Raw genomic sequence first — 13,690 nt, 5'->3', positions numbered from 1 at the left:
TTTAAAGGGTTTTCGGTTTATAAATGACTTTTAAGGATGTGGGATCGGCATAAATGTCATGCATAGGGCAAACTAAATAACCATTTTTTTCCTGCATATCCGTTCCTAAGTGTGGACATTTTTTTCCTTTACAGCTTTTGCCAATAAAACTCTTATACCAATTCTCATAAAGTTCAATCTTGGGAAGTTGTTTTTCGGTTGGATTATCCGGTATCAACAAGCCAGTGGTTAAGCGCACACACATTACAATTTTCTCAACGATGCCGATAAAGCTATATGTTTTAGCAAGCTCAGGGACTATCACCGCTGCCGTATGCCCATCTACCACATTGAGCAAATGCTGCATTGGGGGATGTAAATAAAAACGGCCATCAATGTGATAGTGATTAAGTGCAAACCCGAATTGCGCGTCCGCATGAAGATGCTCAAACACCGGAATGTAATAAACGCGCTCATCGTCAGTTTCAATTTCCGCACATTTAACGGGATATTGCTTTCCTATCTTAAATTCCATCTGTCTTAAAAGTAACAGTTTAATATTTCATTTGCAATTACTAATTTTTTTAGCATAATTTTGTATTCTGTTTTCACGATTATGGGTAATTTAAATTTCACGTTGACAAATGAGCCGGGAGCTGACCCGATGGAGATCATCAGCTTAAAAGAAATGGGATTATACTTAAAAGTAATTCCCGGTCATTTGCAAAAAGAAATATACCCATCAGATCATATTATTTTTATTGCCAAGTTCTTCGCAAAGACAATGAAAGGCGGACTGAATAAAGATGCTTCAAAGGAAACTCACTTTCAATTGCTTAATTCGCATAGCGAAAAAAGAAGATTTTGGGATAATGATCTTTTTAAATCGGCAATAGATTACTATTGCCGGGAACACCTGCACCGACCATGTAATGAATTGGCGATGGTAATGAAAGGGCAGCTTTTTAAATGGGATGAAGATCAATACTTTGATTAACAAAATCATTAATTTTACTAAGATGGTTATAGACGAAATAAAACCCTTTACAATCGAATTTAAAGGACAATCTTTGACAGTAAGTGAACACTATATCGGAGAGGAACGCATATTTAGAATATTGTTTGAGGATAAACGCAAGCCGTTAACGCTGGCGGTCGGGATAAACAGTCAGAAGCAAAAGTTTTGGACTTCAATACCCCAGGGGCGACAGGAAGAAGCCGGAGAAATCGGCCCGTTAATTGCATGGTATTATAAAGAAAAAAAGAAATAGCGATGTGTTATTATAATGGTCAAAAGGTAACAAGAGCGGAGTTTATCAGGTTAAAAGGCTTGGAAAAAGAAACGCGCAGATATGATTTTCTTAACAGAGGTGTGATCAGCGGTTTTACAGACGTTGAAGTAGCCGTAGTCGTGCCAATTTCGGACAAGACAAATTTTGACATTGTTCAAATGGAATGGGGTTTTATCCCAAATTATCTTGAAGATCGTGAAGCAGTAGTCCGAATGCGAACCGGCTATAAAGGCGAGGATGGTAAATGGGTTCCGGGACAGCCTCAATTGAATGCCAAGTCTGAAAATCTTTTTATTAGTGAGCGAAGCAATCGCAGGTCTATGTTCGCAGACGCAACACGAAATCGCCGCTGTTTGGTGCTATCGACAGGTTTTTTTGAGTGGCAACATATTTACCGTACGAAAAAGAACGGTGAAAAATTAAAGAAACCTGATACCTATCCCTATTATATCAGTCTGCCGGATAACGAATATTTTTATATAGCAGCCATTTGGAATCCCTGGACTGACCGGGTAACCGGCGAAATGTCAAATACGGTAGCATTGGTGACCGCCCCGGCTAATCCATTGATGAAGCAGGTTCACAACAGTCGAATGCGTATGCCTACTATCCTTGATGATGAATTAGCATGGCGCTGGATCATGGAAGATTTATCAGACGAAGAAATTTCGCAAATCGCGGGTACGCAACATCCACATCAAAAAATGACCGCCTGTTCGGTGACAAAAGACTTTTTAGGCCGTATTGATCCAACTGAACCGTTCGCTTACCCGGAATTACCGGCATTAAACTTATCTATAACTGAAGCTTAGGCGACCATTGCTTCATCGCCCCGGTAATGAAGCAGCGCCGCTTTTGCTTTGGTTATACTTTGTTTATCCTTACGATCTTTTACTGGTAAAATTTCGCAACGGATTACCTCTAAGCTTGCAAAGCCAAACTCTTCAATTACCTTGCCCATTATCAGATAACAGCCTCTCCCTTTGAACGGCGTATATTTAAAGGATTGGGGGAAATGCACCGTATCAAACCAATCCCCGTTATTGTCCAGCCATGCTGCAAAAAACATGGTTTGCCCCTTTATCGTGTGAACCGGCTTATCCGTTACAAAATTGCCGATCATACGAACGGTTTGGCCTACATAATTTTTAAGGTCTTTAGCCATGACATCGCCCCGGTGACTGGTGCGCAATAATTCAAACATATTCAAAGTGAGCGAAAACCCTAATAACTCAATTTCGTCGTAAGCGTCCTCAACCTCAGTTTGTACCAGATCGGCAGGCATGACTATGTTCTTTTTACGCACCCCGAATAGCTGAAGCTGGTTACTTGATGGCCTGTTTGAGACATATTTATGTACTTCCCAAAGTAATATTTTTTTGTTTTTGCCTGTAAAGCGTAAAGCGCCGGCCCTGATTAGGATTTTGCATTGCTCTAAGGTAATGCCGGTTCGTTTGACAAAATCTTCTAAATCTCTGAAAGTACCGTTTCGGTGACGTTCAAAGGGGATGTTTTCAATATAAGTTTTTTCAAGATCTAAAATTCCAGTGAAGCCAAGCCAGGCATCAGTGCCCGTAATGCTCACTTCGGCTTCACTCATGTTTACACATGGCAGATGAACATCCGCACCGGCCTTTTGCAGTTCAAAGACATAAAGCCAGCGAGCATAAAAACCACCGTAGTTATTCAGGACACCCACCATAAATTCACGGGGATAATAGGTTTTCAAAAATAGGCTTTGGTAGCTTTCAACAGCAAAAGCGGCAGAATGTGCCTTAGAAAAACTGTAGCCCGCAAACGCCGCTACCAAATCCCACACCTTCAAATTAACGTCATTAGGGCGGCCCAACCGCTCTGCACCATTAAAAAAGTTGCCTTTGACACGCTCCATTTCTTGTGGCGAACGCCACTTTCCGCTCATGCCTCTACGCAGAACATCGGCATCACTGCCGGACATTCCTGCATAATGGATACAAACTTTCAGCACGTCTTCCTGATACACCATGATCCCATAAGTTTCTTCCAACAATTCTTCCATCACCGGATGCAGGTAAGTCGTTTTCGATGGATCGTGAAACCTTGCTATATAATCCGGCATGGACTTGGATGTACCAGGCCGTATAAGGGAACTGGCGGCTACTAATCCGATATATGTAGAGCAACATAGCTTAAATAACAATGAGCGCATGCCAGGACTTTCAGTATAAAATCCACCTATGGTATTTCCGATCTTAAAGTTTGCATTGATATTCGGATCTTTTTTGAACTTTTCAACGGCGTGTATATCGAGCTTTACACCGTGGTTTTTTTCCACCATCTGAACAGTAGTTTTCAAATGCCCTATACCACGTTGGCTTAGAATATCAAACTTTTCATAGCCTATTTCTTCAGCGATATACATATCCCATTGCACGGTTGGCAGGCCAACCGGCGGCAGATCAAGTGCGGTGTAATAGCTGATAGGTTCTTCCGAGATCAATACACCCCCGCGTGGATACTACGCTGATTGGGTATTTCGCCCATGAAGTTCATAAGCTGTATGATCTTTTTGTAATGGGGATTGGTACGATTTTCTGCTTCCCGTGAAGGGTCAGTAAAACTGACGATCTCAGCATCCGCAAGACCTAATACTTTACTAAATTCCCGAATGACAGACCTCTGCTTAAAACTTACGAATGTTCCCAATAGAGCGGTATGCGCTGCCCCATATTTATTAAAGACATATTCATGCATCTTAGGACGGTCATCCCAGGAATAATCAATATCAAAATCCGGCGGACTTGTTCGCTGACTATTTAGGAACCGCTCGAAGTAAAGGTCAAGTTCGATAGGTTCAACATCCGTAATATATAAACAATAAGCGACGATGCTATTACCTGCTGAACCGCGCCCGATATGGTAAAACCCCATCTTTTTACCTGCCCATGCGAAGTCATGAACAATCAGGTAATTAGCCATAAAATCCAGTTGCTCGATAACGGCCAGTTCAGATTTTATTTTATCAAGCGCTATGCCGTTATTGCCATAACGGCTTCGGTAGCCTTCCATTGCCAGCCGGTGTAGTAATTCCCTGTCTTCAGCACGGCTGCCCGTAAAAACCTTTTTGTTTTTTGGTGTGCTCAATTCCACCTGCATGTTGCAGCTGTCCATGAGTTTTTGGGTGTTTATGGCCAGGTACGGATACTGTTCATAAATTTTAAGCAGTTGCTGTAAAGGCAGCATGATTTCATTACTTTGACACAGGTCGCAGCTTTCGACTTTGGTAAACAATGTATTGCGTGCTACAGCCCGCAAGTAGTGATGTAAACGTTCCTCGATACGGCTGTTGATGGTCACCGGCGCAAAGATGATCAGCTTGTCCCGCATAGCATTTACAGGTTGTCCCCAAAGTTTATTAACCTGACCGGGCCGTATGCCGATGTATTCGTTCTCCTTTAAAATCTTAGGCGCTTGATCCCAGGAATAGATAAAATAAGCATTTGGTAATTCAGGTGCCCGTTGAGGCAAAGGTGTTTTATTCAGGTTGTGCCTTGTGAGAAACTCATTCAATTCCCGGAAACCCTCGTGATTTTTAGCTATTCCTGTATAGAGGAAATGGTGCGATATATCTCTGAACTCAATTCCTAATATGGGTTGTATACCTTTTTCACGACAGACTTTTACAAAAGGCATTGCCGCGCTTGTATTATTAATATCCGTAAGTGCCAATTGCTCGATACCATATTGCGCCGCCAGCGTTACGATCCGCTCGACGGAGAGCGTCCCGTAACGCAAACTGTAGTGGCTATGAACATTCAGATACATTACGCCATCATTTTAAGGCAGAAGCCAGTGTCAGTGATTTCGTACCATAGCGCTGCCATATCTTATCAATAGCCGCCTGTTGCTTGGATTTATTTTTATCAGGGTGCTCGAAAATGTCAGTTTGTTCGTAACCATGCATAATCTTAGTGAAGCTTACAGCCACAAGCCTGATCATCTTCCGTTTTTGCCAAAGCGTATCTAATACCTGATGGGTTTTGCCTATCAGTATATCATTAGATGCCGTATAAGCGACCACGGATTGTTTCGTCACCGTTTCAAAGTCAGTATAAGTGATCTTCAATTTGATACAAGACGTAACTTTGCTTTCCAGCCGCAACTGATGGGCCATCTCCATAACCATGCGGGTAACCGTGCGCCGCAGCAGATCAACATCGATGGTATCCGGTTGAAAGAGTTGTTCCCGGTAAAGTTCTTTGGTTTTTTTATAGGGAATGAGCGGCCTGTCATCCAGCCCATGCGCACGTTGCCACAAAACATGCCCCGGCTTGCCAAATACGTCCTCTAAAGTTTCCAAAGGGACTTGCGCAAGTGTCCCGATCAGTTCAGCGCCCATCTGCTCAAGCATGGCACCGGTCTTATCGCCAATGCCCGGAATTTTGTAGATTGATAATGGGTCAAGAAAAGGCTGTATTTCGGGATGACGAACGACCTTAGCACCCAACGGTTGGGCTTCAAAAGTAGCGATACGTGCTACGGTCTTGTTGACCGATAACCCAAAAGATACCCCTAAGCCGGTTTCCTTCTTAACGAATTGTTGAAGTTCCCGGTTCCATTGCAGGCACCCCTGAAAGCGATCCATACCCGACATATCAATGTAATGCTCCTGAAGCGTACTTTTCTCCAATAAGGGCGCTTGCTCCAGTAATACGTCAGTAACCGTATCTGAATATTTACTATACTCGTCTTCATTACCTCGAATCATCACGGCATCTCTGCAAAATTGCTTTACAACTTTGGTCGGCATTCCTGGCCGCACTCCAAAACGCCTGGCTTCAGGACTGCACGAGGTGACAATGCCCCGCTCACTGTTACCGGCGATAACAACTGGTTTATTCGCTAACTCCCTGTTTTTAAGCACCTCGACAGCCAGCGGCAGGTTATCGAGGTTGATATGCACAATTCTTAAATCCCTGTCCATAAAGCCAAATTTTTGAACCTATGAAATTATGCTAAAAATATTAGCATTTCATTTAGTGTTGACAAATAAATCTCACAACTGTTTGATTTGGCTTTTTAGCGAGGATACTTCTAAAACCATTCCTTACAACAATTATGTGTAACTTTAGGGCAATGGGTCAAGATTTAATACATTATCAATTTATCAATTCTCAAACGGGCAATATCATAGCTTACTTGTCCTTGCCATCTCACACGGACAAAAAACAACTGACCAAACAACTGGAAAATAAGAGAGCTGAATTAGCTACTGAACACAAATTAAATTTCAATCTGATCTACTGGCAGGATAAGGATAATCCCATCCCTAAATGATCTAATTATAATCACATGGAAACACTTCAGGAAAGCGTCGTAAATACCATCCGTGAAAAATGTTCATCCGACTGGACTTTAAGTGTATTTAATAGCCATGTCATTGTCAACCTGCCAAAAACTGCCGAAGATCAACGCGCAGCATATAACACAGTCAAGAAACAGATTACCGCTTGCATTAAGGAACATCTGCCCGAAAGAAGCACTGATATTTCGATCGAGGTTAGAAGCGGTTCACTAAATTGCGGTTTTAAATTAGGTGCAACCCTGTAATCGTTTTTAGTTAAGAAAATCCTTATTCGATTAATTTCCCTATTTTAATTTTGCTTATAAAGTAATTTAGGTGTCAAAATTTCGTGTTGTAACAACCTTTAGGAATAAGAAATCGTAAAACATGATATTATTGAATTAAATATTAATCGCGGTTTTACAACCGCTACCTAAATTATTATTGCTGTTTTTTTTGTCATCCCCGGGCGCAAAAACAGCGTTTACACCTACTTATTGACACATGAAAAAAGCAGATAATAATGACAAGCAAACTATAATCGACCTGCTGACCGCAGCGTTCGAGGACAATCAAAGTGTAAATTATATTGTTCGCAACGACGACAAACGTAGAGAGCGCATAGCCGCTTTGATGGACTACTCATTTGAAATGTGTTCTTTATTCGGTGAAGTGTGGCTTTCAGACGACCGGAAAGCATGTGCCCTTGTCCTTTACCCGCAGGCAAAAAAGGCCACCTTATCCGCTATTTTACTGGATGTTAAACTGATAATCAAAGCCATTGGGTTAGGCGGTATCAAAAAGGCCCTTGATCGGGAGAGCAAGATCAAAGCCAAGCAGTCTAAAGAACCCATGACTTACCTATGGTTTATCGGTGTTGAGCCTTCGGAGCAGGGAAAGGGCATTGGAAGTAAGTTATTACAGGAGGTCATTAAGGATGCTGAAACCCGCCAGCTTCCTGTTTACCTTGAAACGTCAGCCGTAAAAAATTTGCCCTGGTATGAACGCCACGGCTTTAAGATATATGAACAGCTTGATCTAACTTATACCTTATATTTCTTAAAGAGATAGACGCATATAATTTTAGCTGATACTATTACCATAATAAACCTAATAACCTTATTATATGCTCGTCTTTGGTACACAGATACACATCGTCACTTTTATTTTTATTGTACTGGAATTTATGATGCTCAGTTTCCAGTTCTTTTATTATCTGTTCAGGCCAGAAGATAAAAACCGCTTATGGTATCTGATCTTATTGGTATTGATGCTTATCTACAATATCACCGGCGGATTATTCCCTGATCCTAAGATAAACATATCCATTGCGTTGCAAACAATGATCGCTTACGGCAGCGGATTTGTCATGGCTTCTTATTTCCCATTCTATTTTTATAAAGCATTTGACCTTAGATCGCTACGTTGGCATGCTTACTATGGTGTCCCTTTATTTTTGATGCTCCCCTATGTAGTCTTTTTTGTCATTGACTATGCGATACACGGCAACCTCGAAACAGATCTAAAATATGGCATGATCACGCCATTTATTTACGCACTCGTTTTGCTTTGGGTGATGTTTCGTGCGATCAGAAAACAACAGCAGGAAAGCCGCAACCATAAAAAATATGTTGAAGAATTTGCGATGTACCTGGCTGTTAGCCCATGGGCGGCGCTTGCCTTTTTCGGGTTTGTTGAAGAAAGCCAGTTGATCGAGGTGCTATGTACCAATACCGGGATCATTGCCATAAGCTCCCTGTTTATCCTGAAGTCCATAAAAAAAGCGCGGCATGAATATCGGCGCATACTTAAATTGAACATTGAGGGAACACCGCCGGAGATCCTGCAAGAAAATTTCGTACGGTATAAATTCACAAAAACTGAAATTGAGGTTGCTCAATTCATGGTCAAAGGTTTGACCAATAAACAGATCGGAGAACTGCTTTTTATCTCCGAAGAAACGGTAAAAAAACATATCTATAATATGTTCCGAAAAACGAACTCCAAGAATCGTCAGACCTTGCTGTATAAGATGCAAACCTTGCATTTTAATATCTTTTTGGCCCTTTTTCTATAAATCTACCACTTTTTTAGTAGCAGATTTACACCTTTTTGGTATTTTTTGAATGTGTCTATCCTGATAGTTTTGACCTGGTTTTCATGTAAAAAAAATCAGAAAGGAAGTCTATGGAAAAAATTTACGCATTTCCTGCCAAGTGAAAGTTGTCGCCAGTGAACAGGCAGAGCAGGAATTACTTAAATAAATTTCTATATGTTACAGGAACAAAATTCCCGGCTGTTAATCCAGTTGGAACAGGATTTGGAACATCTATCGTTCCAGAATTATGAACCGCTTGAAAAATTGACCAGTGCTTTAAAACTGATCAGACAGGCGCTCAGTAAGTTGAAAGAGTTTATAAGAAACCATCCGTTCAAAGATGCTCAGGAACAGATCAAATTTTTTAAGTATGTCAAGCCATCCTTTTATCAGTGGCAGATATACCACACTGAATTGTATACTATCGAAACAGGTTTTCCTTTTGATGATACCGGCAAGCAGATCGATTATTTAAATCAGGAACTTCATTATTTTGAACGTTTCTTTCAGCAGTACGCATTTTTATATCAATACTTTAAGCTGGATGCCGATGATCTGGATAACATTTACTTTATAAGCGGCGAAAGCATTCAAAGCGTTCTCCTGCCTGAAGTACCCGAGGTTAACCCCGGTTTTGCAACAAGTTGCGATTACCTCTTTTCTAAGTTCAAAGCCTTTGAAAAGTTAAAGGCATGGGTGATCGAAAAACTATTGTACCTGAAGAAAAATCCCGCTTCCCCTTTACAATTAGCGAACGACCCTGATGAAATGAAATGGACAGGTGACACGATCAACCTGGCCGAGATCGGCATAGGTATCTACCATACCAAACAACTAAACAACGGCACGGCAACCCTATCCGAGATCTTCCGTTGGTTAGAGGAAAAACTTCAGGTAAAAATTGGTATTCCGTCCAAACGACTTTCCGAATTACGTCGAAGAAAAAGGTTAAGCCGGACTAAGTACTTGGATGAAATGAAGGAAAACGTAGTCTTGAAACTTGACAAAGATGACGAGTTCGAGGCAACAAGGTAAACTATCACAGATCAAGCTGAAAATAGCTCCTTGTTAAGTTATTACTTTTCAGTCGTTTAACCTTTATTTCAGGGATATCCCTCAATGACTCAAACCAAAATTTGCAGTCTCCGAAAATTTGCTTTTGAAAATCCCGGCATAATGGTGTGCCGGGAAAAAGCAAATTTTTATGATACTACAACATTTCACATGGCAGCAGTTTTTAGTCGCTGCCACTATCCTGACCGCTATCTGGTACACGGTCATTATCCTTGTTTTTTACCGGCAACGGATCAAGAACTTCCTGCAAGGCAAGGCAAAGGATTTTGAACAACCGGAGCCATTGGGCCACGCTTGGGATGATGAATTTGAGGATGAGCCTGATGACGAGCCGGACGATCTGATCGGTAAAACAGCGATGCCGGAGGGAATGACAAAAGTGAGCATGAGCATGTTTGGTTTTGCGCCTGGTATTAGTGAGGAAACACAGGAACAGGAAACAGCAGCTTTCGGAGATAAGGAGGACGAATTAAAAAATGACACCGGTGACGATGATGGCCGGGAACTTCAGCAAAGCGTAATCCCCGATGTGATCGAAGAACTCAAAACGATCTTTCACATTCTGGAAACAGAAAAAGGCACAAAGGAAGACTTCTTATCCCTTTTTGCACTGGTAAGCGCTAAATACCCGCGCATTCGTGGTACTTCCAATCAGCAGGCATTGAACGACCACATCCGCGAGTACCTGCCATTTAGTATTACCGACGAAGAATTGGACAGCCTTTGGGCCTAATTCCTCATAACCCATTATTAGACAGATCATTTTTTAATCAGTGAAATCAAAAAAATTAATCATGAAAAATCACATCCCTTATACCCCGAAACAGCAAGCTTTATTAAAAACGTTAATGTTTGCCGCCGCGTTGCTCACCATCAACTATTGCTTCGGGCAAGATGGCAATTCCGGCATTAACTCAGCCACGACACAGGTAAAAAGTTATTTTGAAAGCGGCTGTAACCTCATGTATGCTATTGGTGCCGTAGTCGGCATTATCGGGGCGATCAAAGTTTTTAATAAATGGAATGCTGGCGAGCCTGATACCAACAAGGTTGCCGCCGCCTGGTTCGGTTCATGTGTTTTCTTAGTTGTGGTCGCTACCGTGCTTAAATCATTTTTTGGCCTTTAAAATTCAAACTATGTCACTCTACCAGATCAATAAAGGGGTATCAAAACCAATAGTTTTCAAAGGGTTGAAAGCGCAATATATTGCTTATCTGGCTATCGGTTTAGTCGTTCTGCTGATCGGTTTTGCTATCCTGTATATATGCGGGTTAAGCCTTTGGGTTATTCTGCCTTTGATCGTCGGGTTGGGTACAGCACTGTTTGTTACCGTCTTTCGGTTAAGCCATAAATTTGGCGAACATGGTTTGTCAAAGCATTTAGCCAAAAAGCAACTGCCCGAATATCTCACATTCAGGTCAAGGCAGCTATTTATAAATCTTAAAAAATAAAATCATGGGAATTGAAATAGAAAAAATTCTGCCCTTAACCAAAGTCGAGAACGGCACGATACTTTCAGCACAAGGCGATATCACTATCGGGTTTGAGGTCACATTACCGGAGATCTTTACGCTATCCGACCGCGATTACGAGGCATACCACCAGGCTTGGGTTAAGGCGATCCGCTTATTACCGCAGGGCAGCGTATTCCACAAACAGGATTGGTTTACGGAAAGCAGCTTTAAGGCCGACTTTGAAAAGGCAGGTAAAAGTTTTCTTTCGAGGTCGAGCGAGCGTTTTTTTAACGAGCGTGAATGCCTGGAGCATCAGTGCTACATTTACCTGACCCAAAAGCCTAAAGACAGGAAATTAGGTTCATCGGTTTATAGCAATCTTTTACGTAAGAGCATTGTACCTCAACAAACCATCAATCCTGTATTGTTTAAAGACTTTTTAGACAGTGCCGGCCAGTTCGAGCGCATTTTAAAAGATAGCGGCTTTGTTACGCTTTCGCGCATGAACAATGATGATCTGGCCGGAACGTTGGAAAAGGCCGGAGTGATCGAGCGGTATTGCTTTCTTTCCACCCCAGGCACAAGGCCCGTTATACAGGACATCCATATCAAAAATGAATTAAAGGTCGGTAATAATCATTGCGAACTTTATACCTTGGCCGATGTGGATGATCTTCCCGCCCTTTGCGGTAGCCGTATCAATTACGATAAATACAGTACCGACCGCACTAAATTCAGTATTGGGTTCGCTTCACCGTTAGGCCAGTTACTTAATTGCAACCACATTCTCAATCAATACGTATTCATTGAGGATAGTCAAAAAACGATCAAACGTTTGGAAGCAAAAAAATTACGCCTGCAATCCCTTTCCGGTTACTCCCGTGAAAATGCGATTAGTCGCGACGCGGTTAACGATTTCCTTAACGAAGCTATCGGACAACAACGCCTGCCTGTTAAAGCACACTTTAATATTCTGGCGTGGTCAGAAGATAAGGAAAAAGTTAAAGACCTGAAAAACCTCGTTAGCTCTGCTATGGCACAGATGGATGCCACAGCCAAGCAGGAAACTGATGGTGCGCCGCAAATATGGTTTGCAGGTATGCCTGGAAATGAAGCGGATTTTCCCATGAATGAAACCTTTGATACGTTCGTGGAGCAAGCCACTTGCTTTTTTAATCTCGAAACCAATTATCGTAATAGCATTAGCCCGTTCGGTATACGCTTAGGCGACCGGCTTACCGGCAAGCCCGTTCATGTGGACATATCTGACGAACCTATGCGCTTAGGCTGGACAACTAATCGTTCCAAGTTTACATTAGGCCCATCAGGTTCAGGTAAAAGTTTTTGGACAAACCACTTGTTGCGCTCCTATTATGAGCAGGGTGCCCACATTGTAGTTATGGACATTGGCCATAGCTATCGTGGCTTGTGTGAATTGGCCGGAGGCTATTACTTTACCTATTCTGAAGCTGACCCGATCAAATTTAATCCTTTCCATCTTGCGGACGGCGATACACTGGACACGGAAAAAAAGGAAAGCATCAAAACTTTGTTGCTGGCGCTTTGGAAAAAGGACGACGAGCCGTACCGCAGGTCTGAATACGTAGCGATCTCAAATGCACTCACCGGGTATTATAAGCACCTCGATACTTATCCTGATATTTTTCCATGCTTCAATACTTTCTACGAGTATCTGATGGAGCATTATTTACAGGTATTGGAGGACGGCAAGGTTAAAGAGAAAGATTTCGATGTGGCAAACTTCCTGTATGTGCTTAACCCGTATTACCGCGGCGGCGAATTTGACTACCTGCTGAACGCTACTGAAAACCTTGATCTGCTGCATGAACGCTTTATCGTATTTGAAATAGATGCCTGTAAAGATCATCCTATCCTGTTTCCGGTCGTCACTTTGATCATTATGGAAATGATCATTTCCAAGATGCGAAAACTACCGGGCATCAGGAAAGTTGTGTTAATAGAGGAATGTTGGAAAGCCATTGCTAAAGAGGGAATGGCAGAATATATCCGTTATTTGTATAAAACGATGCGTAAGTTTTATGGCGAACCCATCGTTGTAACACAGGAGGTTGAGGATATAATCAGCAGTCCGGTTGTTAAACAAGCGATCATTAATAATAGTGATTGTAAGATTTTGCTTGATCAAAGCAAATATCAAAATAAGTTTGATGCCATACAGGAATTATTGGGCCTGACGGATAAGGAAAAGGCAATGATATTGTCTATGAACAAATCCAATGACCCAAAGCGCAAGTACAAAGAGGTCTTTATCTCGTTGGGCCAGTTCTCAAAAGTTTACCGAACGGAAGTGAGTTTGGAAGAATATCTGGCCTATACGACGGAGGAAAGCGAAAAGGTAAAAGTACACCAATACGCCGCGAAATACGGCAGCATACAAAAGGGCATTGCTGTACTGGCAATGGAAATGAGAACCAAAAACTGAAGATG

At 41.9% G+C, this 13,690-nt stretch carries 15 protein-coding genes; 11 read left to right on the top strand and 4 right to left on the bottom strand.

Going from position 1 to position 13,690, the window contains the following annotated elements; all coding sequences use genetic code 11:
* Position 1 precedes the first annotated feature (1 nt).
* Entirely contained in the window at positions 2–514 is a 513-nt protein-coding gene (locus tag DIU38_RS06100) for a hypothetical protein (protein ID WP_112656815.1), read from the bottom strand.
* Positions 515–595: 81 nt separating this feature from the next.
* On the opposite strand from DIU38_RS06100, the gene DIU38_RS06095 reads away from it, so the two are divergent.
* Genes DIU38_RS06095 through DIU38_RS06085 form a run of 3 tightly spaced genes read left to right on the top strand, consistent with a single transcriptional unit; the run spans position 596 to position 2,083 of the window.
* On the top strand, positions 596–976 hold the full coding sequence (locus tag DIU38_RS06095) for a hypothetical protein (protein WP_112656813.1): 381 nt from the start codon (positions 596–598) through the stop codon (positions 974–976).
* 22 nt (positions 977–998) lie between these two features.
* Positions 999–1,250, top strand: coding sequence for a hypothetical protein (locus DIU38_RS06090; protein ID WP_146750409.1), 252 nt, complete (start codon positions 999–1,001; stop codon positions 1,248–1,250).
* A gap of 59 nt (positions 1,251–1,309) precedes the next feature.
* Positions 1,310–2,083 (top strand): SOS response-associated peptidase, encoded by a 774-nt coding sequence (locus DIU38_RS06085; protein ID WP_167516094.1) that lies wholly within the window; start codon positions 1,310–1,312, stop codon positions 2,081–2,083.
* Here the strand turns inward: DIU38_RS06085 and DIU38_RS33820 are convergent.
* The 3 genes from DIU38_RS33820 to DIU38_RS06075 are packed head-to-tail and all read right to left on the bottom strand — an operon-like array spanning position 2,080 to position 6,234.
* Positions 2,080–3,750: a helix-hairpin-helix domain-containing protein gene (locus DIU38_RS33820; protein ID WP_244311264.1), complete on the bottom strand. Its 1,671-nt coding sequence runs from the start codon at positions 3,748–3,750 to the stop codon at positions 2,080–2,082. The genes DIU38_RS06085 and DIU38_RS33820 overlap by 4 nt on opposite strands.
* On the bottom strand, positions 3,747–5,075 hold the full coding sequence (locus DIU38_RS33815; RefSeq protein WP_244311263.1) for a PHP domain-containing protein: 1,329 nt from the start codon (positions 5,073–5,075) through the stop codon (positions 3,747–3,749). The genes DIU38_RS33820 and DIU38_RS33815 overlap by 4 nt, the downstream gene beginning before the upstream one ends.
* 7 nt (positions 5,076–5,082) lie before the next feature.
* Positions 5,083–6,234, bottom strand: a complete 1,152-nt coding sequence (locus DIU38_RS06075) for a DNA polymerase Y family protein (protein ID WP_112656805.1) — start codon at positions 6,232–6,234, stop codon at positions 5,083–5,085.
* 368 nt (positions 6,235–6,602) lie between these two features.
* Between DIU38_RS06075 and DIU38_RS06070 the strand changes: the two genes are divergently transcribed.
* The 8 genes from DIU38_RS06070 (at position 6,603) to DIU38_RS06035 (ending at position 13,685) form a co-directional block, all read left to right on the top strand.
* A complete protein-coding gene (locus DIU38_RS06070; protein ID WP_112656801.1) occupies positions 6,603–6,860 on the top strand; it encodes a hypothetical protein in 258 nt (85 codons plus the stop codon).
* A 238-nt stretch (positions 6,861–7,098) separates the two neighbouring features.
* A complete protein-coding gene (locus DIU38_RS06065; protein WP_112656799.1) occupies positions 7,099–7,665 on the top strand; it encodes a GNAT family N-acetyltransferase in 567 nt (188 codons plus the stop codon).
* A gap of 271 nt (positions 7,666–7,936) precedes the next feature.
* Complete coding sequence (locus tag DIU38_RS06060; RefSeq protein ID WP_243770802.1) at positions 7,937–8,671, top strand: helix-turn-helix transcriptional regulator; 735 nt, start codon at positions 7,937–7,939, stop codon at positions 8,669–8,671.
* Between the two features lie 195 nt (positions 8,672–8,866).
* Positions 8,867–9,727 (top strand): RteC domain-containing protein, encoded by an 861-nt coding sequence (locus DIU38_RS06055; protein ID WP_112656793.1) that lies wholly within the window; start codon positions 8,867–8,869, stop codon positions 9,725–9,727.
* A gap of 169 nt (positions 9,728–9,896) precedes the next feature.
* Positions 9,897–10,499 (top strand): hypothetical protein, encoded by a 603-nt coding sequence (locus DIU38_RS06050; RefSeq protein ID WP_112656791.1) that lies wholly within the window; start codon positions 9,897–9,899, stop codon positions 10,497–10,499.
* Between the two features lie 61 nt (positions 10,500–10,560).
* Positions 10,561–10,893 carry a DUF4134 domain-containing protein gene (locus tag DIU38_RS06045; RefSeq protein ID WP_112656789.1) on the top strand — a complete coding sequence of 111 codons (333 nt, stop codon included), beginning with the start codon at positions 10,561–10,563 and terminating at the stop codon, positions 10,891–10,893.
* Positions 10,894–10,903: 10 nt separating this feature from the next.
* Positions 10,904–11,218 (top strand): DUF4133 domain-containing protein, encoded by a 315-nt coding sequence (locus tag DIU38_RS06040; protein WP_112656787.1) that lies wholly within the window; start codon positions 10,904–10,906, stop codon positions 11,216–11,218.
* Positions 11,219–11,222: 4 nt separating this feature from the next.
* Positions 11,223–13,685 carry a TraG family conjugative transposon ATPase gene (locus tag DIU38_RS06035; RefSeq protein WP_112656784.1) on the top strand — a complete coding sequence of 821 codons (2,463 nt, stop codon included), beginning with the start codon at positions 11,223–11,225 and terminating at the stop codon, positions 13,683–13,685.
* Positions 13,686–13,690 lie beyond the last annotated feature (5 nt).

Source organism: Mucilaginibacter metallidurans (genome assembly GCF_003286435.2).
Taxonomy (GTDB): Bacteria; Bacteroidota; Bacteroidia; order Sphingobacteriales; family Sphingobacteriaceae; genus Mucilaginibacter; species Mucilaginibacter gossypii.
Note: the sequence above shows the minus strand (reverse complement) of the source record. Positions and strands in the feature narration are given on the sequence as shown.

Bases quoted from the DNA above. Each gene is read 5' to 3' on its own strand.
- DIU38_RS06070 (WP_112656801.1), top strand. From the start codon at position 6,603: ATGGAAACACTTCAGGAAAGCGTCGTAAATACCATCCGTGAAAAATGT.
- DIU38_RS06090 (WP_146750409.1), top strand. From the start codon at position 999: ATGGTTATAGACGAAATAAAACCCTTTACAATCGAATTTAAAGGACAA.
- DIU38_RS06060 (WP_243770802.1), top strand. From the start codon at position 7,937: ATGATCGCTTACGGCAGCGGATTTGTCATGGCTTCTTATTTCCCATTC.
- DIU38_RS06065 (WP_112656799.1), top strand. From the start codon at position 7,099: ATGAAAAAAGCAGATAATAATGACAAGCAAACTATAATCGACCTGCTG.
- DIU38_RS06100 (WP_112656815.1), bottom strand. From the start codon at position 514: ATGGAATTTAAGATAGGAAAGCAATATCCCGTTAAATGTGCGGAAATT.
- DIU38_RS06055 (WP_112656793.1), top strand. From the start codon at position 8,867: ATGTTACAGGAACAAAATTCCCGGCTGTTAATCCAGTTGGAACAGGAT.
- DIU38_RS06035 (WP_112656784.1), top strand. From the start codon at position 11,223: ATGGGAATTGAAATAGAAAAAATTCTGCCCTTAACCAAAGTCGAGAAC.
- DIU38_RS06045 (WP_112656789.1), top strand. From the start codon at position 10,561: ATGAAAAATCACATCCCTTATACCCCGAAACAGCAAGCTTTATTAAAA.
- DIU38_RS06095 (WP_112656813.1), top strand. From the start codon at position 596: ATGGGTAATTTAAATTTCACGTTGACAAATGAGCCGGGAGCTGACCCG.
- DIU38_RS06075 (WP_112656805.1), bottom strand. From the start codon at position 6,234: ATGGACAGGGATTTAAGAATTGTGCATATCAACCTCGATAACCTGCCG.
- DIU38_RS33815 (WP_244311263.1), bottom strand. From the start codon at position 5,075: ATGTATCTGAATGTTCATAGCCACTACAGTTTGCGTTACGGGACGCTC.
- DIU38_RS06050 (WP_112656791.1), top strand. From the start codon at position 9,897: ATGATACTACAACATTTCACATGGCAGCAGTTTTTAGTCGCTGCCACT.
- DIU38_RS06040 (WP_112656787.1), top strand. From the start codon at position 10,904: ATGTCACTCTACCAGATCAATAAAGGGGTATCAAAACCAATAGTTTTC.